The sequence below is a fragment of the Paraburkholderia sp. MM6662-R1 genome (genome assembly GCF_050436245.1).
Lineage (GTDB): Bacteria > Pseudomonadota > Gammaproteobacteria > Burkholderiales > Burkholderiaceae > Paraburkholderia > Paraburkholderia tuberum.
This window is the reverse complement of record NZ_JBNDLV010000003.1, coordinates 96,389-122,308: the sequence shown is the minus strand read 5'-3', so window position 1 is coordinate 122,308 and position 25,920 is coordinate 96,389. Positions and strand designations below refer to the sequence as shown.

Annotated in this window: 20 protein-coding genes and 1 pseudogene; 13 read left to right on the top strand and 8 right to left on the bottom strand. The window is 66.0% G+C overall.

The genetic code is table 11. The annotated features are described in order from the left end of the window. Positions 1-226: 226 nt before the first annotated feature. Together OKW39_RS23150 and OKW39_RS23145 are read right to left on the bottom strand one after the other, a co-directional pair. Positions 227-499, bottom strand: coding sequence for a DUF6723 family protein (locus tag OKW39_RS23150; RefSeq protein WP_090811724.1), 273 nt, complete (start codon positions 497-499; stop codon positions 227-229). A gap of 317 nt (positions 500-816) precedes the next feature. After that, positions 817-1,377 carry a hemerythrin domain-containing protein gene (locus OKW39_RS23145; protein WP_429563790.1) on the bottom strand — a complete coding sequence of 187 codons (561 nt, stop codon included), beginning with the start codon at positions 1,375-1,377 and terminating at the stop codon, positions 817-819. 142 nt (positions 1,378-1,519) lie between these two features. On the opposite strand from OKW39_RS23145, the gene OKW39_RS23140 reads away from it, so the two are divergent. From OKW39_RS23140 to OKW39_RS23130, 3 genes are all read left to right on the top strand, one after another. Then, positions 1,520-2,599 carry a glycosyltransferase family 4 protein gene (locus OKW39_RS23140; protein WP_429360360.1) on the top strand — a complete coding sequence of 360 codons (1,080 nt, stop codon included), beginning with the start codon at positions 1,520-1,522 and terminating at the stop codon, positions 2,597-2,599. Positions 2,600-2,904: 305 nt separating this feature from the next. Further along, a complete protein-coding gene (locus OKW39_RS23135; RefSeq protein ID WP_090811729.1) occupies positions 2,905-3,894 on the top strand; it encodes a chemotaxis protein CheB in 990 nt (329 codons plus the stop codon). 104 nt (positions 3,895-3,998) lie between these two features. Beyond that, positions 3,999-8,081, top strand: a complete 4,083-nt coding sequence (locus OKW39_RS23130) for a CheR family methyltransferase (RefSeq protein ID WP_429563789.1) — start codon at positions 3,999-4,001, stop codon at positions 8,079-8,081. 56 nt (positions 8,082-8,137) lie between these two features. On the opposite strand, the pseudogene OKW39_RS23125 reads toward OKW39_RS23130, so the two are convergent. Continuing rightward, positions 8,138-8,679: pseudogene (locus tag OKW39_RS23125) on the bottom strand (phophatidylserine decarboxylase associated domain-containing protein); the annotation flags it as partial. A gap of 68 nt (positions 8,680-8,747) precedes the next feature. On the opposite strand from OKW39_RS23125, the gene OKW39_RS23120 reads away from it, so the two are divergent. After that, positions 8,748-9,455, top strand: coding sequence for a PIG-L deacetylase family protein (locus tag OKW39_RS23120; RefSeq protein ID WP_429564257.1), 708 nt, complete (start codon positions 8,748-8,750; stop codon positions 9,453-9,455). Positions 9,456-9,513: 58 nt separating this feature from the next. Continuing rightward, a complete protein-coding gene (locus OKW39_RS23115) occupies positions 9,514-10,446 on the top strand; it encodes a glycosyltransferase family 2 protein (RefSeq protein WP_429563788.1) in 933 nt (310 codons plus the stop codon). A gap of 31 nt (positions 10,447-10,477) precedes the next feature. Here OKW39_RS23115 and OKW39_RS23110 read toward each other — a convergent pair whose 3' ends face one another. Further along, positions 10,478-13,171 (bottom strand): ATP-binding cassette domain-containing protein, encoded by a 2,694-nt coding sequence (locus OKW39_RS23110; protein ID WP_429563787.1) that lies wholly within the window; start codon positions 13,169-13,171, stop codon positions 10,478-10,480. A gap of 378 nt (positions 13,172-13,549) precedes the next feature. On the opposite strand from OKW39_RS23110, the gene OKW39_RS23105 reads away from it, so the two are divergent. The 8 genes from OKW39_RS23105 to OKW39_RS23070 all read left to right on the top strand — a co-directional run bounded on the left by OKW39_RS23105 (position 13,550) and on the right by OKW39_RS23070 (position 22,787). Further along, positions 13,550-14,857 (top strand): glycosyltransferase family 4 protein, encoded by a 1,308-nt coding sequence (locus OKW39_RS23105; RefSeq protein ID WP_429563786.1) that lies wholly within the window; start codon positions 13,550-13,552, stop codon positions 14,855-14,857. A gap of 86 nt (positions 14,858-14,943) precedes the next feature. Further along, positions 14,944-15,546: a D-glycero-alpha-D-manno-heptose-1,7-bisphosphate 7-phosphatase gene (locus tag OKW39_RS23100; protein WP_429563785.1), complete on the top strand. Its 603-nt coding sequence runs from the start codon at positions 14,944-14,946 to the stop codon at positions 15,544-15,546. Continuing rightward, complete coding sequence (waaF, locus tag OKW39_RS23095) at positions 15,543-16,784, top strand: lipopolysaccharide heptosyltransferase II (protein WP_429563784.1); 1,242 nt, start codon at positions 15,543-15,545, stop codon at positions 16,782-16,784. The genes OKW39_RS23100 and waaF overlap by 4 nt, the downstream gene beginning before the upstream one ends. 22 nt (positions 16,785-16,806) lie before the next feature. After that, the gene (locus OKW39_RS23090; protein ID WP_429563783.1) at positions 16,807-18,552 is read left to right on the top strand and encodes a carbamoyltransferase family protein; all 1,746 of its coding nucleotides are present in this window, start codon (positions 16,807-16,809) and stop codon (positions 18,550-18,552) included. Then, positions 18,549-19,637, top strand: a complete 1,089-nt coding sequence (locus OKW39_RS23085) for a glycosyltransferase (RefSeq protein ID WP_429563782.1) — start codon at positions 18,549-18,551, stop codon at positions 19,635-19,637. Before OKW39_RS23090 ends, OKW39_RS23085 begins: the two co-directional genes overlap by 4 nt. Further along, a complete protein-coding gene (locus tag OKW39_RS23080) occupies positions 19,634-20,773 on the top strand; it encodes a glycosyltransferase family 9 protein (RefSeq protein ID WP_429563781.1) in 1,140 nt (379 codons plus the stop codon). The genes OKW39_RS23085 and OKW39_RS23080 overlap by 4 nt, the downstream gene beginning before the upstream one ends. Further along, positions 20,763-21,719: a glycosyltransferase family 4 protein gene (locus tag OKW39_RS23075; protein WP_429563780.1), complete on the top strand. Its 957-nt coding sequence runs from the start codon at positions 20,763-20,765 to the stop codon at positions 21,717-21,719. The genes OKW39_RS23080 and OKW39_RS23075 overlap by 11 nt, the downstream gene beginning before the upstream one ends. Positions 21,720-21,770: 51 nt before the next feature. Next, on the top strand, positions 21,771-22,787 hold the full coding sequence (locus OKW39_RS23070) for a UDP-glucuronic acid decarboxylase family protein (RefSeq protein WP_429563779.1): 1,017 nt from the start codon (positions 21,771-21,773) through the stop codon (positions 22,785-22,787). Positions 22,788-23,120: 333 nt separating this feature from the next. Here the strand turns inward: OKW39_RS23070 and OKW39_RS23065 are convergent, their stop codons facing one another. The 4 genes from OKW39_RS23065 to OKW39_RS23050 form a co-directional block, all read right to left on the bottom strand. Further along, positions 23,121-23,378, bottom strand: coding sequence for a hypothetical protein (locus OKW39_RS23065; protein WP_429563778.1), 258 nt, complete (start codon positions 23,376-23,378; stop codon positions 23,121-23,123). 261 nt (positions 23,379-23,639) lie between these two features. After that, a complete protein-coding gene (locus OKW39_RS23060) occupies positions 23,640-24,224 on the bottom strand; it encodes a helix-turn-helix domain-containing protein (protein ID WP_429354761.1) in 585 nt (194 codons plus the stop codon). 99 nt (positions 24,225-24,323) lie between these two features. Then, a complete protein-coding gene (locus tag OKW39_RS23055) occupies positions 24,324-24,446 on the bottom strand; it encodes a hypothetical protein (protein ID WP_013094087.1) in 123 nt (40 codons plus the stop codon). Positions 24,447-25,179: 733 nt separating this feature from the next. Continuing rightward, positions 25,180-25,740, bottom strand: a complete 561-nt coding sequence (locus OKW39_RS23050; RefSeq protein ID WP_429563777.1) for a hypothetical protein — start codon at positions 25,738-25,740, stop codon at positions 25,180-25,182. Positions 25,741-25,920: the final 180 nt, after the last annotated feature.

Below are 25,920 nucleotides of genomic sequence, written 5' to 3'. Positions count from 1 at the left end.
CCTGGCATCTCTGGACATTCGAGGGGAGCCGCGATGACGACGTCAGAAGGAATACGGCGGACACGCAGGTCCGCGGTGTGCCGGTCGCGGACTGGCACACGCGTCAATTGGGGATGCAGTCGCCAGGCGATAGCGCCACGCGCGCCGATGCCGGCGTGTCGTCGACGATCGACGCGATCCGGTCACCATCGCGGCCGGATCGCTGAGCGCGGCACGGGCCGCGCGCTTACATCTCGGGACAGGCAAGGTCGGCCGCGACGATCCGCGCGCCGTATTCCTCGGCGGCGAGCCGCGCTTCCTCGATACTGTCGAACGGACCGACAGCGGGTGCGCCATCGAAAGGGAACAGTCGGCGGCCGTCCACCTTACGGCTGACCAGTAGGTCGGCATAGAATCGTCCATCGGCGCTGCGTCGCGCGGTGACGAAGATCGAAAAGTCGTCGCGCGACAGGATCGCGGCCGGCGAGTATTGGATCAGTTTCAGCTTTCTCCTGGACATGTCACTCCCTGCTGCATTAGGCGATCCTGTTACGCCCCTTCTGAAACCGATGTTAATGGAGGTGTAAAAGGGCGCGTTCGTCCATAAGCGTCGACTTATGGGCTTCCCTGTCGTGGCGACGCTTCAAACGGATCAGCGCGACTGGCGCGCGCATTTCAAGGCTCCAGCTTTACCTTGATCCACCCGGCTCGCGCCGGTCGAACTCGCGGTAGGCCCTCCGTGCCGCAAATCGCGCTCGACGTGAGCCGCACGAGCGCGTCGGTCGGCTGCTGCAACTGCCATCATGCACCTCCGATGTTCGATGGCGCTTGCGCCCATCAGGTCTTGTCGCCGACCGCGCGACTGCCCGCCTGATCCAGCCTGGCCTGCAGCGTGCGCTTGCGCGCCGCGATCTTTTCACCGAGCGCGGCGAGATCGCAGCCGGTGCGCCGCAAGGCCGGAAAGAGTTCGCGTTCCTCCTCCTCGACGTGATGCCGCACGAGCTCGGACATGACCTTGAACGTCGCGTCGAAGCCTTTGTCGCCCGGCTTCAGCGTCTCGAACTTCGCGATCAGCGTTTTCACCAGAAAATGCTCGACGTAGGCTTCATCGACATCGAGCTTGTCGTCGTCGGGCAGCGCCTGTTGCGCGGCCGGATACAACAGCTCTTCCTCGATGATCGTGTGCATCGTCAGCTCTTCGCACGCGCGCTGCGTCAGCGCGGCTTTGGCTTCGAGCGTGTCGCGCTCGTCGCCGCGCGATTTGCCGAAGGCGTCGAACAGTTTTTCCACGGCGCGGTGATCGGCCTCGAGCAGCGCGAGCGCATCGGGCGTGCTCGCGGTGTCGCGTCGAGCGGTGGGCTGCGTGTCGTCGGTAGCGGCTCGCGTTGCGCGGTTCATGGCGCCTCCTTCAATCGGTCAAGTGCCCGCATCGAGCAAACGCCATACCGCGCCAACGGTCCGGCGGCGGTACGTCACTTGCTGCTGGTGGTCCGGCGCGGCATGTCGCGCGCTAACCTCTCCTTCCTCTTCTCAACGACTGATGAGAATCGCCCAGATCGCTCCGCTTTACGAAAGCGTGCCGCCGTTCGCGTACGGCGCCACCGAACGCGTCGTGTCGTATCTGACCGAAGAGCTGGTCGCGCGCGGCCACGACGTGACGCTCTATGCGAGCGCCGATTCGACGAGCGCCGCGCGACTCGTGCCGATCTGCCCGCGCGGTCTTTGGCGCGACGCGAACGTGTGGGACACGCAAACCCATCACGTCAGGCAGCTCGCGCGCGTGATTCGCGACGCGGACCGCTTCGACGTCGTCCATTTTCACGGCGAGCCGCTGCATTTCGCGTGGGCCGAGCGCCTGCCATGCCGTACGCTGACGACGCTGCACGGCCGTCTGCTGCTGAACGATCATGGCCCGCTGTTTCGCGAATTCGCGCGCGTGCCGGTGGTGTCGATTTCCGCGAGTCAGCGCGGGCCCGTGTCGTGGGCGAACTGGCAGGGCACGGTCCATCACGGACTGCCGCTCGACCAGTTCGAATTTCAACCGATGGCCGGTTCCTATCTGCTTTTTCTCGGCCGCATGATGCCGGAGAAACGTCCCGATCTCGCGATCGAAATCGCCCGGCGCAGCGGCTTGCCATTGAAGATCGCCGCGAAGATTCATCCCGGCGAACGCGACTATTTCCGCGAACGCATCGATCCGCTCTTGCGCCGCTCTGGCGCATTCACCGAATACCTTGGCGAAGTCGGCGGCGGCGCGCGCCGGCAATTGATCGAGAACGCGCGCGCGTTGCTGCTGCCGATCGAATGGGACGAGCCGTTCGGCATGGTGATGATCGAGGCGATGGCATGCGGCACGCCGGCGATCGCGTTTCGCCGCGGCGCGGTGCCCGAATTGATCGAAGACGGCGTGAGCGGCCTGATCGTCGATAACGTGGACGAGGCCGTGCAAGCGGTTGCGCGCATCGACAGCATCGAGCGCGGCGCGTGCCGCCGCGCGTTCGAGCGCCGCTTCACGGCCGCGCGCATGACCGACGACTATCTGACGATCTACGACGCGCTGCTCGCGCACGACACGAGCGGCCGCCCGCGAGCAACGGGCAGTCAGCCCGCGCCGGTGTAATTGCGTTAACCGGACCGCCCGCGCGGCGCACCTCGGCTTCGCGGGGCGTCCGGCTTTGCATCACCGCGAGGGTCGCTGCGGCAGTGTGATGTTGCACGACATTCGTCATATGCATTGTGCGAGCTTCGCGCGGCGCTTGCGGCCCGCGTGCCTGGATTGTGGCGGAGGCTGAAAACCGCCGTCGCCAAAAGAACGTTTTTACCGGCAACGCCCCAAAAAATGCAGCGACGGCATATGGCTTGCTCGTTTGTTTGACTAACAGGAAAGGTCCGCTTTCACGCCTGCTTCCACGTCCCGGAGCCCCCTTGACCCACCGCGACTTCATCGTAATCGGCACGTCCTCGGGAGGGGTCGATGCGCTGCGTTCGCTTGCCTCGCAGCTTCCCGTCGATATGCCCGCCAGCATCGCCGTCGTGCTGCATATCGGCGCGCATGGCAGCATGCTGCCCGCGCTTCTGAACCAGGCCGGACCGCTACCCGCCAAGCACGCACAGGATGGCGAACATTACGCGCCCGGCAGAATTTACGTGGCGCCGCCCGATCGGCACCTCGTCGTCGAGGATGGGCTACTGCGGCTTCTGCACGGCGCGAAAGAGAACTTCGCGCGCCCGGCGATCGACCCCCTCTTTCGCACTGCGGCCACGCAGATAGGGCCACGCGCGATCGGCGTGATCCTGACCGGCCTGCTCGACGATGGCACCGCGGGCCTCGAAGCAATCCAGGCGTGCGGCGGCGCGACGCTCGTCCAGGACCCGGCCGACGCATTCGCGAGCGAGATGCCGCGACATGCATCGCCGTTTGCCGACCACGTGCTGCCGCTCGATCAAATGGGGCAATGTTTGGTAAAACTGACCGGCGGCAACGCCAGCGCGCCGGGAAAAAACGGCCGTGCGCGGCGCGAGGCGACCGATCGCATCGTTCTCGAACAAGACGCGTGGCTGGCCGGCACCACGGCATTCGAAGCAATCAGGGGACTCGCGACGCCCTCGACTTTCACATGCCCCGAATGCAACGGCACGCTGTGGCGCATGACCGGATCGCGGGTGATGCGTTATCGCTGTCATACCGGTCATGCATATTCGGCCGCGTCGCTCGGCGACGGCCGCATGACGGATGCCGAGGACTCATTGCGCAAAGCGCTGCGTGCGCTGCGCGAGCGCGAAATGTTCAGCCGCGAGTTGCGCGACCATTTCGCCAAAACCGGAGATACCGCCGCCCAACAGCGCGAGGAGGATAATGTGCTGCGCGCGAGGCACGCGGCCGAACTGCTGCAGTCGATGCTGATGGAAAAATGAGTGCAATGCGGGATAATAACCGTCCGAGCCAGCAGGAAATGGGCTCGTCGCCCTATAAAAATCCACCGCTGAACACTATCCTTTCCAAGAAGGGACACGCAGCCATGTCAAAGAAGCGAGGGCAAACTCTGCCTAGCCAGGCACTCTATCCGATCGTCGGTATCGGCGCATCGGCGGGGGGGCTTAACGCGCTGACGGAGTTCTTCGAGGCGCTGCCCGCGCGCACGTCGATGGCCTTCGTCGTGGTCGTTCACCTGTTGCCGGATCACGAAAGCAATCTGGCCTCACTGCTGCAGAAAGTCACCAGCATGTCCGTGCAGCAGGTCACCGGCCCCACGCCGATCGAATCGGACCACGTCTATCTGGTCGCGCCCTCGTTCGAGATGATCATGGTCGACGGCTACCTGCGCGTCACGCGCAAGCTGCCCGAGGAAGGACGCCGCGCGAGCATCGATCTGTTTTTCCGCACGCTCGCCGAGGCGCACCGCGAACGCGCGATAGGCATCGTGATGTCGGGAGCGGGCTCGGACGGCTCGGTCGGCTTGTCGCGCATCAAGGAAATGGGCGGCATCACGCTCGTGCAGGACCCTTCCGAGGCCGAATACGACAGCATGCCGCGCAGCGCAATCGCGACCGGCATGGCCGACTTCGTGATGACCGCGGCCGAGATGCCGCAACGGCTGCTCGATCTGTGGTCCACCGCGCGGGAAATCCATCTGCCGGCCGCGGAGGCGGACGAGCCCGAGGAAGACACGGTCAACGAGTCGGCCGAGCGCGCGCTGCGCGAAATCATGGTGATTCTGCGCACCCGCACCGCACACGATTTCCGACATTACAAACGGGCTACGGTTCTGCGGCGTATCGAACGCCGGCTGCAAGTCAACGGCATTACCGACCTGCAGGTGTATCGCGATTATCTGCATCTGCACCCTGAAGAAACCCAGGCGCTGTTGCAGGACATGCTGATCAGCGTCACCAATTTCTTCCGCGACAAGGAAGCGTTCGACGTGCTCGAACGTGAAGTATTGCCGCCCCTGTTCGAAAACCGCGGCGAACAGGACCGCATCCGCGTGTGGTCGGTGGGCTGCGCGACGGGCGAAGAAGCCTATTCGCTGGCGATGCTGCTGCAGGAACGCTCGCTGAAGTCGCCCGAGGGCGTGTCTTTTCAGGTATTCGCGACCGACATCGACGAGCGCGCCATTTCCCTCGCGCGCGCCGGTGTGTACCCGGACTCGATCTCCGCCGACCTGACGCCGGCGCGCATCCGCCAGTTCTTCACGAGGGACGCCGCGCATTTCCGGATCAAGAAAGAGCTGCGCGAGCACATGCTGTTCGCCCACCACAACGTGCTGAGCGACCCGCCGTTCTCGCGGCTCGACATGATCTGCTGCCGCAACCTGCTGATCTACCTCGACCGCGAAGCGCAGATCGAAATCCTGAAGATGTTCCACTTCGCGCTGCGTCCCGGCGGCATGCTGTTCCTCGGCAGCTCGGAGTCGGCCGACGGCGTGAGCTCGATGTTCACCGTGGTCGACAAGCGCAACCGCATCTATCGCGCGAACATGGCGGTACGCAGTGACACGCCGCTGCCGATCGCGATTTCCGGCACCATGAGCTCGCGGCCTGTCGTGACCACGGTGCAGCCGCCGGGGCGCCGGCGCTTTTCGTTCGGCGATCTGCATCAGCGGCTCGTCGAGCAATATGCGCCGCCCAGCGTGCTGGTGAGCCGCGAATCCGAAATCGTTCATCTGTCCGATCGCGCCGGGCGTTTTCTGCAGTATTCCGGCGGCGAGCCGTCGCACAACATCGTGGCCGTCGTGCGTCCGGAACTGCGGCTGGAACTGCGCACCGCGATCTATCAGGCCTTGCACACGAACCGCAGCGTCGAAGCGCGCCGCGTGCGCATCGAGCGCGATGGCCGGTCGTACTTCGTCAACATGACCGCGCGGCCCGTGCACGATCCGGAAGCGAACGCGGACTTCGTGCTGGTGCTGTTCGACGAGGTCGAGGACAGCGTGGCGAACGCCGAAACGGCGCCGGCCGACGTGCAGAAAGACCCGATCATCACTCAGCTCGAACGGGAACTGCAACGCACGAAGGAACAGTTGCAGTCCACGATCGAGCAGTCGGAAACCTCAACCGAGGAGCTGAAGGCATCGAACGAGGAATTGCAGGCGATCAACGAGGAACTGCGCTCGGCGACCGAGGAACTCGAAACCAGCAAGGAAGAGCTGCAATCGATCAACGAGGAGTTGACCACGGTCAACGCGGAGCTGAAGTCGAAGGTCGAGGAAACCGGCAAGATCAACGACGACTTGCACAACCTGATCGCCGCGAACGACATCGGCACGATCTTCGTCGACCGCAACATCTGCATCAAGCGCTATACGCCGCGCGCAACCGACGTCTTCAGCATCATTCCGTCGGACATCGGCCGCTCGCTGCTCGACATCACGCACCGCCTCGAATACGACAAGCTCGCCGACGACGCGGCCGAGGCATTCGACTCGTTGCGCCTGATCGAACGCGAGCTGAAGAGCAACGACGGGCGCTGGTATCTCGCGCGCTTCGTGCCTTACCGCACGACCGAGGACCGCATCGACGGCGCGGTGCTGTCGTTCATCGACATCACCGGGCGGCGTCAGGCGGAAGACCGGCTGCGCGAAGGCGAGCGGCGCATGCGCATCGTCGCGGAAAGCACGCGCGACTACGCGATCATCACGTTCGACGACAACGGCGTGATCAACAGCTGGAACGCGGGCGCGGAACGGATTTTCGGCTATACGGAAGCCGATATGATCGGCCAGTCCGCCGACATCCTGTACACCGAAGAGGACCGCGCCGACAACGTCGCGCAACGCGAGTTCGCCGAAGCGCGTCTGAATGGCCGCGCCGAAGAGGAGCGCTGGCATTTGCGCAAGGACGGCACGCGCTTTTTCGCGAGCGGCGTGCTGTCCCGTCTCGACGAACCGGGCATCAGCGGCTTTGCGCAGATCACGCGCGATCTCGGCGAATATGTGAATGAACCGACCTCGGGACGCGGCACCCATGTCGAATCGCTGCGCGCGGCAAGCGAGCGCGACGCGCAGCGGCGCCGCGACGAATTTCTCGCGGTCGTGTCGCACGAGCTCAAGCATCCGCTGAACCTGATTTCGGCCAGCGCCGAGCTGATCGCGCGCGCGCCGGAAACGCGGCAGAACCTGAACGTGTCGCGCGCGACCGATACGATCCGCCGCACCGTGTTGGGCCAGGCGCAAATCATCGACGATCTGCTCGACATTTCGCGCGTGCGCACGGGCAAGCTGTCGGTCGTGCGCACCGTGGTCGACATGCGCGAGATCGTGCAGCGCGTGTGCAGCGCGGTGCAGGACGATACGGCGCAGCGCGGCGTCGCGTTGAGCGTCGACATCACCGATGCGCCTGTGATCATTCACGCGGACCTCACGCGGATCGAGCAGATCGTGTGGAATCTGATCAGCAATGCGCTGAAGTTCACGCAGCGCGGTTCGATTCAGGTGTCGTTGCAGGTCAACGATCACGCCGAGGCCGTGCTGCGCGTCAGCGATACCGGCATCGGCATCGAGGCGTCGCTGCTGCCGCATATCTTCGAGATGTTCCAGCAGAGCCGCGATCCGGGCTTGCGCCGCGGGGGCCTCGGCATCGGCCTCGCGCTGGTGCGTGATCTGGTCAACCTGCACGGCGGCGCGGTGCGTGCGGAGTCGGACGGCGTCGGCCGCGGCGCGACTTTCACGGTGACCCTGCCCACCCACCGGCTCGCCACCCGCACGAGCGCGGATATCGAAGTCACCGCCGAGCCGTTGAAAGGCACGCGCATCCTGATGGTCGACGACGACGCCGCGACCGTCGAAACCTTCAAGCTGCTGCTGGAAAGCGAGGGCGCCGAAGTGCGGACCGCGACGAGCGGCGAGGAAGCGTTGACGATGATCAACGGCAACGCGCCCGATATCATCCTGTCCGACATCGGCATGCCGGGCATGAACGGTATGGAGTTCATCGGCAAGCTGCGCGGCATGCCGACGATGAAGTCTGTGATCTGCGTCGCGGTCAGCGGCTTTGGACAGCAGGCGGACGTCAGTGCGGCCGAACACGCGGGCTTCGACGCCCACCTGAAAAAGCCGGTGGTTCTCGAAGACCTGCTGAGCATTTTCGCGCGGCTGCGCGGCTGAACTAGCGGCTTGACGGGGCGCAACGCATCTATCCGTTGCTTTGCGACGACGACGCGTTGCGCGAGGCCGATCCGTTTGTCGGCCTCAGGGCTGAACCAGCCGTCGGGCGACGACGTATTTAAATGCGCGCGTGAATGCGGGCCGCTCAGGAAGCCATACCAGCAGTTCAGCACGTGCTTGAGTTGCGCGTTGAGCGCCGGGTCGCGAAACAGCGCGTAGCCGGACGGCATGCACATCGGCCAGTCGAGCACCGCGTTCAGCGGACAGTGAATCAGATCGGATTTGCTGAACGGCGGTGCGTAGGTCATCAGGTAGTCGACGATCGTCATCAGTTCGTCGATCGATGCATAGCCGAGCACGTAGCCCGCCTCTTGCGCCTGAATGATGGCCCGCGTCATATCCATGCGCAGCACCGGATCGCCTTCGATCAGCGCCGCGAGTTCTTCGACGGCGCGCGTGCGTGGCGCCGTGCGCGCACGTTCGCGCGCTTGGCGACCAGCATGGTCCGGTAGCGCGCGAGATGCGCTTCCTCGCGCGGCAGCCATCCTCCAAGCCGCCGCCGTTGCGTGCGCGGGCTCGCCACTTCGTCGTTCGTCATGCTTCGCCCTTCTTAAGTGCGACCCTTCGCGCACCGCGCCGGCGGAATGCAGCTTGCTACTCGCCGGTATGGAATCGGACCAGCGCTTGCTCGTCATCTCACCGCATCTCGACGATGCGGTCCTCAGCTGCGGACTTCTGATCGCCGCGCATCCCCGCACGGTCGTCTGCACGGTTTTCACCGCGCCGCCCGCCGAGAACATGACGACCGATTGGGACCGCGCGGCCGGTTTCGCCGACGCGTTCGAAGCGATGCGGGCGCGTCAGGCGGAAGACCGGGAGGCGCTGGGGTTGTTGTCGGCGATTCCCGTACATCTGCTGTTTCGCGACGCGCAATACCATGCATCGCCTGATGCGGACGAGCTGATCGCCGCGTTGAACCACGCTGTTTCCGAAACAAAACCCACGCTGATCGTCATGCCGTTGGGCCTGTTCCATTCGGATCACGTTCTCGTGTCCAATGCCGGTCTCGCACTGATGCAGCGTCACCCAGCCACTCCGTTCATCGCCTATGAAGATGTGCCCTACCGGCGCATGTCCGGCGTCGTGCAGGCGCGCCTGTCCGACCTCGCGAAACACGGCTATGCCGCCGGCACGCCGCATGCGTTGGACGTGCCCGCCACCACGCAACACGAGCGCATGAAGCGCGCGGCACTCGACGCCTATCGCAGCCAATTGCGCGCATTCGGTCCCGAAGGACACGCAAGCCTTTTTTCGTCCGAACGCTATTGGCAGCTTGGCCGCGACGAATCGAGTCGATCTACGCAAAACGCGTGACGCACGGCACGAGGTTTGCGTCGTCGTCGCAATCCAACCGTCGAAGCGATTGCACAGCATGCAAACCAAAGCCCCCCATCCGCGTATTTCGGTCGTCGTTCTCACGTATAACCGTGCGGGCGAATTGCTCACTACCCTGGAACGTCTGCTCGCGTTGCCCGAAAACCCGCCGATCATCGTCGCCGACAACGGTTCCACCGACAACACGGTCGCACTCGTCGAAGCGCGCTATCCGAGCGTTCGCGTCGTCGAATGCAACGGCAATCTCGGCGCGGCAGGGCGCAACCACGCGGTCGCGTGCGTCGAGACCGACTATGTCGCGTTCTGCGATGACGACACCTGGTGGGGCCCGGGCTCGCTCGAACGCGCGGTGCAATTGCTCGATGCATGGCCGCGCGTCGGTGTGCTGAATGCGCGTGTCGCGGTCGGCGCGGACAACACGACGGATCCGACCTGTGCGTTGATGCGCGCAAGCCCGCTCGGCCGTGTCGGTCTGCCGGGGCCCTCCTTGATCGGCTTGATGGCGGGCGCATGCGTGTTTCGCGCGGCGCTGTATCGCGAGATCGGCGGCTATGAGCCGCGTCTTTTCATCGGCGGTGAGGAAGCACTCGTTTCGCTCGACGTGCTCGCGTCGGGACATGCGATCGTCTACTGCGAGCAGTTGACGCTCCATCACCATCCGTCGCCGGTGCGCGACAGCGCGTTGCGCCGTCGCATGCTCGCGCGCAACGCCGCGTGGGTCGCGTGGCTGCGTCTGCCGTTGGGCGAAGCGTTGAGCGCGACTCTGCGCGCCCTCGACGTATTCGCGCGGGAAGGCACGCTGAAGCGCGACGGCACCGAATTGCTGGCCGGGCTGGCGTGGACCGTGCGAGAACGCCGGGTGGTCCCCCGGTCGATCCTCGCGATGCGCGACCGCGTGCGCGCGGCCGAGCGCAATCTCGACGCGTCCGCAACGACGACTGTTGGTGGCAAGTTCGACGCGTCGATCTGAGACCTCGCTCAGACCTGAATCGCGCGCATCATTATCGCGGCAACGCCGTGTCCGTGCGCGACGGCGCCTGAGCGAGCCGCCGGATCGCGGCGATCAGTTCTGCGGGCGCCACGGGCTTGTGCAAGTGCGCGTCGAAATCCGCGGTGCGCGCACGCTGTTCGTCGAGCGCGTCCGTGTAGCCGGTCAGCGCGATCGCGGGCAGTGGGCGGCCGCGTATCGACGGCCGGCCGCCTTCCAGTGCGCGCAAGCGGCTCAGCACGTCATAGCCATCTTCGCCGGCCAGCATCAGATCGCAGAGCAGCACGTGCGGCCATTGCGCCGGGTCCGTCGCGCGCAGCCAGTCCAGCGCTTCGGTGCCCGCTGCACATAGCCGTACGCGTGCGCCGCTCGTGCTCAGCACCGCTTCGAGCGCGTCGCGCGCTTCTTCCTGGTCGTCGATCACGAGCACGAACAGGCCATCGAGCGGAGCGGGCTCCGCCGAATCCGGCGCCGTGGGCGCCGACGCCAGTGGCGGTTGCGCATCCGCGACCGGCCGCAGCGGCAGCATCGCCACATAGGCAAGCCGCCCGTTCAGCGGCGTCAGCGTGAAGCTGCCGCCCGCGGCCGCCAGCGCGCTTTCCATCTGCCGCGCCGCCGCCTGCGATAGCTCGGCCGGCTTGTCGCCCATGCCGAGCACGCTGAACCACACATGATTGCCGTGCCGCTGCGCGCGCAACGCGATGCGCTGCCCCGGGCTCGCCTGCGCGATCTCATTGCGGCACAACTCGGCGATCAATGGTTGCAGCACGCTCGGATCGCCGGTCACCCGCAGCTCGTGGTCGGACGGCTCCGCGTAGACGACGACGCGCTGCCCGGCGATCTCGTCGTGCAAGGCATCGATCACACCCGCCGTCAATGCGCTGACGCTGACCGATCGCGCGGTCAGCCGGCGCTGCGCGTGTTCGAGTTCACCCTGCTGCCATTGCAGCGACCACATCTTCGCGTACACGCCCTCGCGCGCGAGCAGTTCCCGATGCGTGCCCTGCTCGACCACCTGGCCGTGCTCCATTACCAGAATCCAGTCCGCGTCGACGACGGTAGAAAGTCGATGTGCGATCACGATCGACGTGCGGCCTTGCGCGAGGCGCGTCAGCTCGGTCTGGATCGCGCGCTCGGAGCGCGTGTCGAGCGCCGAGGTCGCCTCGTCGAACACGATGATGCGCGGGTCCTTCAGAATCGCGCGCGCAATCGCGATACGCTGCCGCTCGCCGCCCGATAGCCGCACGCCCCGCTCGCCGACGCGCGTGTCGTAATGGTCGGGCAAGCGCTCGATGAACTCGTCGAGCTGCGCGGCCCGCGCCGCCCGCACGACGTCCGCGCGCGTCGCCGACGGACGTCCATAGGCAATGTTGTAGGCGATCGTTTCATTGAACAGCACGGTGTCCTGCGGCACGATGCCGATGGCCTCGCGCAGACTGCGCTGCGTGAGCATGCTGATGTCTTGCCTGTCGATGCGGATCATGCCGCGCTCGGGCCGATAGAGGCGAAACAGCAGCTTCACGAGCGTCGATTTGCCCGAGCCGCTGCCGCCGACCACCGCGAGCGTCTTGCCCGGATACGCGTGAAAATCGACATCGCGCAGCACCTGCCGCGCCGTGTCGTAGCCGAAATCGACGTGTTCGAACTCGATCAGCCCCGCGCCGACCTTCAGCGGCTGCGCGTCGCGCGCATCGATATCCTCGCCGACGCGGCCGCGCGCCGCCAGAATCACGAACATGCGCTCGACGTTGACGAGCGCGTCGTTGGTCTCTCGAAACACGAAGCCGAGCGTGTTCAGCGGCATGCAGATCTGGATCAGGTAGGCGTTCACCAGAATCAGATCGCCGACGCTCATGCTGCCGGCCACCACGTGCTGCGCGGCGAGCAGCATGACCGCCGCTACCCCGAGCGCGATCACCGCGCTCTGTCCCACGTGCAACGCGGTCAACGCGTTCTGGTTAGCGATGCGCGCGTGCACCCACTTCTCCAGCACGTTGCCGAGCCGTTGCGTCTCGCTTTCTTCGGTCGCGAAGTATTTGACCGTGTCGTAGTTCAGCAGACTGTCGACGAGCCGCCCGTCCGATTGCGCTTCGAGCAGATTGACCGCGCGCTGGAATGCGACGCGCCGCCGCGTGAACACGAACGTATAGCCCGCATACAGCACGAAGGTCACGACGATCGCGAGCATGAATTCGCGCGCGTAGCTATGCACCATGATCGCGACGATCACCGCGATCTCGAAGAAGGTCGGCACGATCGTAAACAGCGCCGTGCCGAGCAGAAAGCCGATGCCGTCGGCGCCTTTCTGCACGTCGCGCACGATCGCGCCAGTCTCGCGCCGCGCATGAAAGCGCGCGCTCAACCGATGCAGATGCGCGAAGGTCCGCTCGGTCAGCGCCGCGACCGTGCGTTGCACGACGATGCTGAACACGACGTCGCGCGCCTCGTTCAGCGCGTCGCCGAAAAATCGTAGCAGCGCATAGGCGAGCACGAGGAACACTGGAAACGCCACCTGCGCGAGCGGATGGCTCAGTTCGTCGACGATGTGCTTCAGCGTGAGCGGCATCAGCACGGTCGCGAGCCGCGCGGCGATCATCAGCGCGAGCGCCCCGCTGGTCTGCCAGCGATAACGCCATACCGCATGCGCGAGATCGCCGACGATTCGGCGCGTCAGTTCGGAGCGAGGCGGCGGGGCGGAATTCGGCATGAGGTCGTGGTGGGGGCACCCGGAAGAAACGTCGCACAAGTGTGGCGTCGCGCAAGCGGCGCGCCCGGGCGCAAGCAAAAAAGGCGCTGGCTCCAGCCCTTTTCCGCGCACTTCTTACTTATTAATTGGGCGGGGTCCTTCGCCCATCCTAGTACCGGCGCGGCGCAAGCGGTTCGAAGTTACATGACCGTATGTAGAAACAGGGAACGCCACAGCGCTTCTCTTCCTACGAGAAAGGGCACGCTACAGCGCTTCGTACGGTTCCGCGCGACGTTTGCGTCGTTTGTCCGCACCGCAGGATGCGAATGGCACACCACATGCTGTGCGCCGCTTACCAAAGTCAACATCAATAGCCGCTCATCGCAGGAAGGAATGCCAATGAAGATCGCCCTGATCAGCGAACACGCGTCGCCACTTGCTGTCGCCGGTGGCGTCGACAGCGGCGGACAGAACATCTACGTCGCGAACGTCGCGCGTCAACTGGTGGAAATGGGCCATCAGGTCGACGTGTTCACGCGCCGCGATCGCGCACTGCTGCCCGAGCGCGTCGACATGGACGGCGTGCGCGTGATTCATGTGCCCGCGGGACCGCCGCGGCAATTGCCAAAGGAACGACTGCTGCCGTTCATGGACGAGTTCGCCGCGTTTCTGAGCGCGTTCTTTCGCCGCGAACCGCAGTCCTACGACGTGATGCACGCGAACTTCTTCATGTCCGGCCTCGCCGCGCTGCAAGTGAAGGCTGCGCTCGGCGTGCCGCTGGTCACGACCTTTCACGCGCTCGGCCGCGTGCGGCGTATCCATCAGGGAACGGATGACGGCTTCCCCGACGAGCGCTTCGCGATCGAAGACGAACTGGTCGCAGGTTCGGACGTGCTCGTCGCCGAATGTCCGCAGGACCAAGCCGATCTGCTCGAACACTATCGCGCCGATCCGGCGCGCATCCAGATCGTGCCGTGCGGTTTCGATGCCGAGGAGTTCCGGCCCGTCGAGCGCGCAGCCGCCCGCGATGCGCTCGGCTGGCGCCAGCACGACTTCATCGTGCTGCAACTGGGCCGGCTCGTGCCGCGCAAAGGCATCGACAACGTGGTGCGCGGCGTCGGCGTGCTGAAGCACACGTTCAACGCGGCGGCGCAGTTGTACATAGTCGGCGGCAATTCGGACGCGCCCAACGAAATCGCGACGCCGGAGATCGCGCGCCTGCGCGAGATCGCCCGCGAATGCGGCGTCGCGGAGCAGACGAGCTTCGTCGGCCGGCGTGGTCGCACGCGGCTGCGCTACTTCTACAGCGCCGCCGACGTGTTCGTGACGACGCCCTGGTACGAGCCGTTCGGCATCACGCCGATCGAGGCGATGGCCTGTGCGACGCCGGTGATCGGCGCCGATGTCGGCGGCATCCGCTATTCGATCCTCGATGGCGTGACCGGCTTTCTCGTGCCGCCGCGCGATCCGCACGCGCTCGCCGCGCGGCTCGACCGCTTGCGGCGCGACCCCGCGCTCGCGCGCCGAATGGGCGAAGCGGGTCTCGACCGGGCCCGGACCGGCTTCACCTGGCGCGGTGTCAGCGATGCGCTCGCGCAAATCTATGCACGCGCGGCAAGGCTCGCACCGACCAAAACATTGCTCGACACCGCGTCCGAGCCGGCGCAGCTACCGCTGCGAGCAGCAGCCGGAGCGTCGTCCCGTTGACGACGGCGCACGCCGCGGCCGGTCCAGCGGCTGCGGCGCGCCTTTTTCCGACTTTTGACCGAAGCTCGCGCATACCACGAACCATCATGACGCTACCCGCCGTGTTCATCGACAAGGACGGCACGCTGCTCGAAGACGTGCCCTACAACGCCGATCCCGCGCTGATGCGTTTCGCGCCGGGCGCGCGCGAAGCGCTCGCGCTGCTCGCCGCGTACCCGTACGCGCTGTTCGTGATCAGCAATCAGTCCGGCATCGCGCTCGGCAAGTTCGAAGACAGAGCGCTGTTCGACGTGGAACGCCGGCTGCGGCAGATGTTCGCCGAGTGCGGCGCCACGCTCGCCGGCGCGTACTGGTGTCCGCATCATCCCGAGGGCAGCGTCGCGCGTTACGCGATCGTCTGCGACTGCCGCAAGCCCGCGCCCGGCATGCTGCTGCGCGCGGCCGAAGAGCATGAGCTCGATCTCGCCAACAGCTGGTTCATCGGCGACATTCTCGACGACGTCGAAGCGGGCAATCGCGCCGGCTGCCGCACGATCCTGCTCGACAACGGCCACGAAACCGAATGGCGAACCGGCCCGCCGCGCACGCCGGGCGCGCGCGCCGCCGGTCTGCACGAGGCCGCGCAACGCGTCGTATTGCACGGCCTGCCGCCGGGCACCGCGGCGCGCCGCAAGGAGGCGCCGCGTTGAACGCACCTCTGCCACTTGCGCCGCCCAAGCTGGCTCACGCGCGCGCGCCCGATACGTCGCAGCCGGTGTGCTGGGGCGGCGAGGTCAAACGGATTCTGTGCGTGCGCCTCGACAATCTCGGCGACGTGCTGATGACCACGCCCGCGCTGCACGCGCTGCGCGAGTCCGCCGAAGACCGCCATCTCACGCTGCTGGCGTCGCGCAGCGGCGTCGCGCTCGCGCCGTTTCTCGACGACGTCGACGATGTGATCGAATACGACGCGCCGTGGGTCGCGCCCGCGTCGACCGTGACGCGCGATCTGCTCGACGATCACCGCATGCAGCAGCGGCTGCGGCGCGGCGGCTTCGACGCGGCGGTGATTTTCACCGTCTATAGCCAGAGCCCGTTGCCGGCCGCGATGCTGTGCTATCTCGCGGGGATTCCGCGCCGCCTCGCGCATTGCCGTGAAAATCCGTACGCGCTGTTGACCGACTGGCTGCGCGAGCCGGAGCCGCAGCAGCGCACACGGCACGAGGTGCAACGCCAGCTCGATCTGGTGCATCACGTCGGCGCGCAGACGGGCGACACCGGCATGCGCTTTCGCGTGCCGCCGGCCGCGCGCCAGTCGCTCGACGCGAAACTGAGGACGCTCGGCATCTGCCGCCACACCGAGTGCATCGTGTTGCATCCAGGTGCGACCGCTGCGTCGCGCCGCTATCCGCCCGAGCGCTTCGGCGAGGTCGCCTCGCAGCTCGCGCGCGAAACCGGCGCCTCGGTGCTCGTGACCGGCGGCGCGAGCGAGCGGGCGCTCGTCGAGACCGTGATGCGCACGGCTGCGCCCGGCGCGCGCGCGCAGCTATACGACATGAGCGGTGCGCTGACGCTCGCCGAACTCGCCGCGCTGCTCGAACGCGCGAGCGTGCTCGTGTCCAACAACAGCGGCCCCGTGCATGTCGCGTCCGCGCTCGGCACGCCGGTCGTCGATCTTTACGCGCTGACCAACCCGCAGCACACGCCGTGGCAAACGCCGCAACGCGTGCTGTATCGCGACGTCGAATGCCGCTGGTGCTATCGCAGCGTGTGTCCGCACGGGCATCACGCCTGCCTGCTCGGCGTTCCGACCGACGAGGTCGTGCACGCGGCACTCGAATTGCGGCAAGCGCATGCGCATGCGCCGCGTCGTGGTGTATCGGAGCGCGCCGGTCGCGCCGATGACACGAGCACGCCGTCGCTGATCGATCAGCCAACCGTCCCCTGAACCCACTTCCACTGCCAATGCCATGTACACACTCGGAATCAATGCGGTCTATCACGACAGCGCCGCCGCGCTGCTGCGCGACGGTGTGGTACTCGCCGCCGCCGAAGACGAACGCTTCACGCACGTCAAGCACGCGAAACGTCCGGTGCCGTTCTCGACCTGGCAGCTCCCGTTCGATGCGATCGACTACTGCCTGAAGGCCGCCGGCATTACGCTCGCCGCGATCGATCACGTCGCTTATTCGTACGACCCCGCGCTCTTCGGCGGCATGCCGAAGAGGCCGGGCGCGACGATCGAGCTGCCGTTCGATCCGGCCGGCACGCGCCCGGACAACCCGTCCGCGTCGCCGTGGGATCCGCTGTTCCTCAGCTATATCGCCAACGCGAAGGGCCAGCTGCTCGACGGCGCGCCGCATCATCTGCGCAAGCGCTTCCAGGGCGTGGATCGCGAGCACGGCTTCGCATGGCACTTCGTCGAGCACCATCTCGCGCACGAGGCGAGCGCGTTTCTCGCCGCGCCGTTCGACGACACCACCGTGCTGACGATGGACGGCCGCGGCGAGGGCGTGACGACCAGCATGGGGCAATTCGTCGGCGGCGAGTACCAGCGTCTGAAACAGGTCGAGCTGCCGCACTCGCTCGGGCTGCTCTACGAAGCGGTCACCGACTGGCTCGGCTTCCTGCACTCGTCGGACGAGTACAAGGTGATGGCGCTCGCGTCGTACGGCAAGCCGGCTTATGTCGAGGTGTTCCGCGAGATCGTCCGCTATCGGCACGACGGCAGCTATACCGTCGACGCTCCGCGGCTGTCCGAACGCTTCGGTCCCGCGCGCGAACGCGGCGGGCCGCTCGAACAACGCCACTTCGATATCGCCAATTCGTTGCAGCGCGTGCTCGAGGAGACCGTGCTGGAACTCGCGCACTGGCTGCATCGGCAGACCGGCTTGAGCCGGCTCTGCATGGCGGGCGGCGTCGCGCTGAACTGCGTGATGAACTCGAAGGTGCGAGACGCCGGGCCATTCAGCGAAGTGTGGGTGCAACCGGCGGCCGGCGACGCTGGCACCGCGCTTGGCGCGGCACTATGGACCGACTATCGCGAGCGTGCCGCGCGCGGCGACCGCGAACGTCACTGGAGAATGGATCACGCGTACCTCGGGCCCGCATACAGCGAAGCGGAAATCGAGCAGTTCCTGCGCTGGTCGAAAGTACCGTACCGCCGACTCGCCGATATCGCCGGCGAGACCGCCGATCTGCTCGCGCAAGGCAAGGTGATCGGCTGGTATCAGGGGCGCACCGAATTCGGGCCGCGCGCGCTCGGCGCGCGCTCGATCCTCGCGTCGCCGGTCGATCCGCGGATGCAGGCGAAGCTCAACGAGATCAAGGATCGCGAGGACTTTCGCCCGGTCGCGCCGGTCGTGATGGAAGAGGAAGCCAACGAATGGTTCGTGAACGGCCAAACCGCGCCGTTCATGCTGTTCGTGTTCGACGTGCGCGCCGACAAGGCCGCGCGTATTCCGGCCGTGCGGCATGTGGACGGCACCGCGCGCGTGCAGACCATTAACCGCGCGCAGCACCCGCTGTACTACGACTTGCTGGCGGCGTTCAAGCAGCGCACGGGCGTGCCGATTCTCGTCAATACGTCGTTCAACACGCGCGGCGAGCCGATGGTGAATTCGCCGCGCGACGCGGTCGAGTCGTTCTGGACCTCGCCGCTCGACGCGCTCGTGATCGGCCCGTTCCTCGTCGACAAGGCGGGGGGCCGCTCATGAACGCCTCGGTCATGTGTCCGTCGCCCCTGCATGGCGGCGTGGCCGCGCGCTACAGCAGCGAAGATGCCGACGAAACCGGCCGCACGTTGCGCACGCAGTCGTGGCCCGACGTGTCGGTGGTGGTGCCCACCTACCGCCGTCCCGCGATGCTCGCGAACTGCCTTGCCGCGCTATGCGCGCAGCAGTTCGCGCCGCACCGCTACGAGATCGTGGTCTGCGACGACGGTCCCGACGACGCCACGCGCGCCTGCGTCGAACGATTCGCGCGCGAGATGGCGCCGCGCGGGCTGGAACTGCACTACCTGCCGGTCACGCGCACCCAGGGGCCGGCCGGCGCGCGCAACGCGGGCTGGCAGTATGCGCGCGCTTCGCTGATCGCCTTCACCGACGACGACACGCTGCCCGATCCGCACTGGCTGACGGCTGGCGTCGCGGCGCTCGCGCAAGGCGCGACGGCGGCCGCCGGCACGATCGTCGTGCAGCTGCCCTCGCCGCCCGATCTGCCGACCGATTACGAAGCCGACGCGAGCGGCCTCGCGCGCGCCGAATTCGCGACCGCGAACGCGTTCGTCACGCGTGCGGCGCTCGTCGCGACCGGCGGCTTCGACGAACGGTTCACGTCGGCGTGGCGCGAGGATTCGGACTTGCAGTTCACGCTGCTTACCGCGGGCGGCCAGATCGTGCGCGCCCGCGACGCGGTGGTCGTGCATCCGGTGCGGCCCGCGCGCTGGGGCGTCAGCATCGCGCAGCAGAAAAAGAGCCAGTTCGATGCGCTGCTTTATCGCAAGCATCCCGAACTGTTTCGAACCCGCATCCGCTCGCGGCCGCCGCTGCTGTACTACGCGATTCTCTGCGCCGCGTTGCTGGCGATCGGCGGCTCGTTCGCGGATCAGCCGATGCTCGCGGGCGCGGGTTTGATCGCGTGGTGCGGGTTGACCGGCTATTTCTGCGCGCGGCGGCTGCGCGGGCGCAACCACGGCTGGCGCCACGTCGCCGAAATGCTCTGGACGTCGATCCCCATTCCATTTCTATCGATCTACTGGCGGCTCTATGGCGCCATCCGTTTCAAGGTGTTCTTTCCATGACCCCACCCTCGCTGCTGGCGACGCTCGCGCCGCGCCGTATCGCCGTATTTCGCGCGCTGCAGCTCGGCGACATGCTGTGCGCGGTGCCCGCCTTGCGCGCACTGCGCGCGGCCGCGCCGGATGCGCATATCGCGCTGATCGGACTGCCGTGGGCACGCGCGTTCGTCGAGCGCTACGCGGCCCTCGTCGACGAGCTGATCGTGTTTCCGGGCGCGGTCGGTTTTCCCGAGCAGCCCGAATCGAACCATGGCTTGCCCGCGTTCTTCGCGCGGATGCGCGAGCGGCGTTTCGATCTGGCGATCCAGCTGCACGGCAGCGGCGGCATCGCCAACGATCTGCTGCATCAACTCGGCGCATGTGCCGACGCAGGCTTCGGGCAGCCCGACGAGGTACCGCGCGAGGGTTGCTTCATCGATTGGCCCGACGGGCTGCCGGAGCCCGAGCGCTATCTCGCGCTGATGAGCGCGCTCGGCGCGCCGGCGCACGACCGGCGTCTGACGTTCCCGCTCACTGAGCTCGACCTCGACGAGTACACCGCGCTGCGCACGTATCACGGCATCGAAGACGAGCGGCTCGTGCTGGTTCACCCCGGTTCGCAATTGCCGTCGCGCCGCTGGCCCGCCGAGCGCTTCGCGGCCGTCGCCGACCACCTCGCCGCCGACGGCTGGCAGATCGCGATCACCGGCACGGCCGCCGAAGCGCCGCTGACCTGCGCGGTGCTCGGCGCGATGAGCGCGCCCGCGCTGCATCTGGCGGGTGCGACGTCGCTCGGCGGACTCGCCGCGCTGGTCGCGCATGCGCGGCTCGTGGTCTGCAACGACACCGGCATCTCGCACATCGCCGCGGCGATGGCGAGCGCGTCGGTCGTGATCGCATGCGGCAGCGACACGCGACGCTGGGCGCCGCTCGATCATGCGCGGCATCGCGTGCTGGCCGACTATCCGCCGTGCCGGCCGTGCATGTTCCGCGACTGCCCGTATGGTCATCCGTGCGCGCTGAACGTGCAGGTCGAACAGGTGGTCGAGACCGCCCGCGAGCAGCTTGCGCGCGCGCCCGGCGCGCAACCAGGCGCGCCCGGCAGCCTGCATGAGGGAACCGTTTCGCTGTCTTTCGAGGATCTGCACCATGTTGCGTAATTGCCGCCGGCTGCGCGTGCTGACCTGGCACGTGCACGGCAACTACATGTATTACCTGAGCCAGACGCCGCACGATTTCTATCTGGTGACGAAACCCGGTCATCCGCCCGGCCATGCCGGCAAGGTCGGCGTATTGCCGTGGGGCGACAACGTGCACGAGATCGCAATCGAGGACGTGCCCAACCACGAGTTCGACGTGGTGCTGTACCAGCATCGCACCCACTGGGACCATGACCGCGAGCACGTGCTGAGCGCCGCGCAGCAACGTCTGCCACGCGTCTATGTCGAGCACGACCCGCCGCAGGAAAACCCGTTCGAGCAATGGCATTGGATCGACGATCCCGGCACGCTGCTGGTCCACGTCACGCACTTCAACCGGCTGATGTGGGACAGCGGTGTCACGCCGACGCGCGTGATCGAACATGGCGTCGTGGTGCCCGACGGCGTGCGCTACAGCGGCGAACTGCAGCGCGGCATCGTGGTCGTCAATCATCTCGCGCAGCGCGGCCGGCGGCTCGGCGCGGATGTCTTCAGCGAAACGCGCACGCGCGTGCCGCTCGATCTCGTCGGGATGGACGCACAGCGGCTAGACGGCATCGGTGAAATCGGCAACCTCGATCTGGCCGCGTTCAGCGCGCGCTACCGCTTCTTTTTCAATCCGATCCGCTGGACCAGCCTCGGCCTCGCGGTCGTCGAGGCGATGACGATCGGCATGCCGATCGTCGGTCTCGCGACAGCCGAGCTCGCCACCGTGATCCGCAACGGCGAAAACGGCTTCGTGCATACCGATGTCGATGCACTCGTCGACGCGATGCTCGGGCTGCTGCGCGATCCCGGCGAAGCGCGGCGGCTCGGCGACGGCGCGCGGCGCACGGCGCTCGAACGCTTTCATATCGACCGTTTCGCGCAGGACTGGCACGACGCGCTGCTGCACGTCACGGCGTGATGCCACGCTGATTTTCAACGTTCATGCGGTCCAACCACAGGATCACGCACCATGAAAGAACTCACCCGCAAGCGCATTCTGGTCACCGGCGGCGCCGGCTTTCTCGGCTCGCACCTGTGCGAACGGCTCGTCGCGCAGGGACACGACGTGCTATGCGTCGACAACTTCTATACCGGTACGAAGGACAACATCGCGCATCTACTCGACTGCGCGAACTTCGAACTGATGCGTCACGACGTGACGTTCCCGTTGTATGTGGAAGTCGATGAAATTTATAACCTCGCGTGCCCCGCGTCACCGATCCACTACCAGCACGATCCGGTGCAGACTACGAAGACCAGCGTGCACGGCGCGATCAATATGCTCGGGCTCGCCAAACGCGTGAAAGCGCGGATTTTCCAGGCGTCGACGAGCGAGGTGTATGGCGACGCGCTCGTCCATCCGCAGAAAGAAGACTACTGGGGCCACGTGAATCCCATCGGTCCGCGCTCGTGCTACGACGAAGGCAAGCGCTGCGCGGAAACGCTGTTCATGGACTATCGCCGTCAGCATGGTCTGTCGATCCGCATCGCGCGCATCTTCAACACCTACGGCCCGCGCATGCATCCGGCCGACGGCCGGGTGGTGTCGAACTTCATGATGCAGGCGTTGCGCGGCGAGCCGCTAACCGTCTATGGCGACGGCTCGCAGACGCGTTCGTTCTGCTATGTCGACGACATGATCGACGCGCTCATCCTGCTGATGAACAGCGCCGACGATCCAGACGGCCCGGTCAACCTGGGCAATCCGCACGAAGTGTCGGTGCGCGAGATCGCGCAGCGCATCGTCGCGGTGACCGGCTCCGCGTCGCCGCTCGAATCACGGCCGCTGCCGGCCGACGATCCGTGGCATCGACAGCCGGACATCTCGTTGGCGACAAAACTGCTCGGCTGGCAGCCGGGCACGTCGCTTGACGAAGGGCTGCCGCGCACCGCGCGTTATTTCCGCGCGCGCATCGAGGCGAGTCAGCACACGCCGCCGTCTGCGGGCATGGACGGCGCCGGAGTCACGTCCGCTCGCCGTCATTGAGCCAGCGGCGAAGCGCTGCCGACGTCGCGGCGCCGTTCTTCACGCGATCACGGCGGCCCCTTGGACATCGGCTTCTCCTTCATCGAGGTGCCGACAACCGAGCAAGGCATCTACCCTTCAACGCATTTCATTTCCGACGCTTGCGTAAGCAGGCGTGGCGCGCCCCATACCGTTGAAAGCGGGCGGCCTTGCAAATCTCGTGACGCGCAAAAAAAGAAGCGGCCACAAGGGCCGCTTAGAGAGCAGTGCCACGGAGGCCGCTCAAAAGCCGTGCCGCGAAGGGCGAGCGCGCTATGGCATAGGGTAAAGCTCTGGCGCAGCGGTCTTGCGCATTCAGGAGGAACGGATGGTCGACTCAGTGTCGGTCGCCAGCACGGTCATCGGTCCCGAGCTCAACGCGGCCGAGATAATCGCGAGGCGATCCGCAGGGCAATCGACCAGATCGACGCTCAGCGACTCGCGTCCGCCCTCGTTGTTCACGTGGGCGGACCAGCCGCACACTTGCGCACGATGTTCGATCAGGCTTTTCCAGACCTCGACGACTCGTAGTGATCCCGTGCTTGCATAAACAGTCAGACGTTTTACGTTCATGGCTTTCACACGGCAGCGCGCCGCGCCTCGGGTTCGGATCTCAGGCATTGATATGGTTGTTGTACGTTGAGGTTAGACGTACGAACTTTCAAAGCAAAGCAGATGCCCCTGACCGTAACAATTTTACGGACAGGGGCATCTGCGCACATGTCAGAGCGGAGTGGCGCGTTTCACGCGATTAGTCGTGCGAAACGCGCCGCGCGGGCTGCACGATCAGAGATCCGGTAAGAAGGTGACGCAAACGGCTCCGGCACGCAATTTCTACACGGCTGGCGTGTCCGCGCGAATGCGCATCACGGTCTGACGCGACGTGCCGAAGCGCCGCGCGACCTCGCTGACCGACTGTCCTCTGCCGAGCGATTGCAGCACGCGTTGACGCTGCTGCTCGGAAAGCGACGGTGGCCTGCCCGTGTGCTTGCCGCTCGCGCGAACGGCCGCGAGACTGTCGCGGCTGCGCAGGCTGCGGCACGCGGCGTCGAGCCGCACCAGCGCGCGCAATGCCTTCACCGCCGAGGGCTCGGGGCGCCCGGCCAGATCGGTATGGCCGACTTCGACGCAACGCAGCGCCACGCCGGCCTTCCGGCACTGCATCACGGTGGCGAGGATGTCGCGCGCATTGCAGCCGAGCGCGGCCAGCTCGAGCACGACGAGCGTGTCGCGCGGCGCGATTCGTCGGATCAGACTCTGCAGCTCGCAGCGGTCGCGCGCCTGCGCATAGGTCGGCAGATCTTCGACCACGACCCGCGCGAGCGTGACCATGTAGCCGGCCTTGTCGAGCCGGATCAGCGCCTGCTCGTGCCGAACCGCATCGTGCGCGCCGAACAGATAGATGTGTAGTTTTTCCACTTCGCCTTCGTAGTCACGATCCGCCGTTAGCGGCGCTATTACGTCGGGGGGTCCGGTTTTTCGAGCGACGACGCCTGGTCACGCCGTCACTCAGCGCGCTCAGGGCTGCCGCTGGCCGCCCTGATGCGTCGGAGGAGTCTGGTTCTGTTGCTGCTGTCCGCTGTCGCGGCCGGGCTGCGCCGGATTCGACGGCTGACGATTCGAATTCTTGTCCGAAGTCATGACGCTCTCCTACGTGAGATTGCGGGTGACCGTGGCTAACCGCGGCCATCGTAATCAAGCCGCAACCAGTGTTCCCGGTCCTGCCCGCGCCAGAGCGTTGCGGCGCGGGCATGCAAGCGCCTGGCGATGCGAGCAGCCCGGTGGAGGAATTTTCAGAGTGTATCAACCGCATTGAACGTCCAATACGGTTGGCGTCGGTATTGGCGCGATTGAACTGTCATTACGTGGGCGGTGCAGGCGCGGCAAGTGACGGCCGCCCATCGCGGAACCGCAATCGGGGACGACCGCGGAATCCGTCTGACGGCAAGGCATGTAGCGCCCTGCTCAAAGCTCGGCGCCAGAGCGGCCATGCAGATACGAGCCGACGCGAAGAACGAGACGGCTCGCTCGCCTCTTTACTGAAGCCCGCCATGATCTTCTCCTTACCGGCCACCACGGCCGGTAGGAAAAGTGCAGAATTATGCGAACCGTTGCAACCCAGTTCGTCTCGCGCGATCCCGCCTGCAAAATGGCGGTAGCGGTCTTAAACCACAACAGGCGACCGCGGCGTGAACGACGGCCCTGCCCTTCTGCCGTGTCAGACCGACTCTGGTTGAGCGGAAAGCTCGTACTGCAAGAGTCGTCGTACAGGATGAGAGAACAACTGTCGGCTTTTCCACAGGCCAGCTGACGGGAGTAAGCGCTCAAGCGCTCGCTCCCCGTCGACAACGCGAGCGTGGTCGGCGTGCCTGGTTCAGTAACCTGGCGGAGGCGCCGTATCGTAGGCCGGCGGTGGAGGCGTCGCTTCGTCGTGCGTCCGATACACATTGGCGGCGCTGCGCGGGACCGGCACACGCTCGCCATTTGCGTACATGCACTGAACGTACGCCTGGTCGTAGCGATGTTGAAGGCTGATGGAGGAGCTCTGCGCCATGCCGGCGCCGATCATGCTGCCGCCGAGCAGACCTGCGCCTGCGCCGACCGCTGCGCCGCGGCGGCCGTTGAACGCCGCACCGGCCGCCGCGCCGAGCGCGGTACCGGCGGCCATACCGCCCAGGGCGCCCGTCGCTGTGGCCTGTTGGGTGCTCACGCCGCCGGTCTGCTGGGAAGCAAATTGCTGGCATGTCGCGTCGTCGGCGCGGAATTGATCGAAGGACTTGCCGGTGCCGGGCAGGGCCATCACTGTGGGACCCATCGGCATGCTTGCACAGCCGTCGAGCGCGATGATGCAGCTCAGGCTGACCGCGGCGGTGACTAGCGCGGATACGCCCCGTTTCGTTCGCATTGCCAGAGAAAGAGAATTCATTTTGCTCATGTCATTTCGGCCCGGTTGGCCTCACCGGCACTTCCACCCAGCCGCTCGAACACCCCTTCACGTACGGGTAATACTTTTTTGTCACCGGGCAATACCACCAGGTACCCGACGGCGGACTCGTCTGCGTTTTTTCGACGTAGACGGTGGTCGGAGTTGGCTGGACCGACTGGACGACAAGTG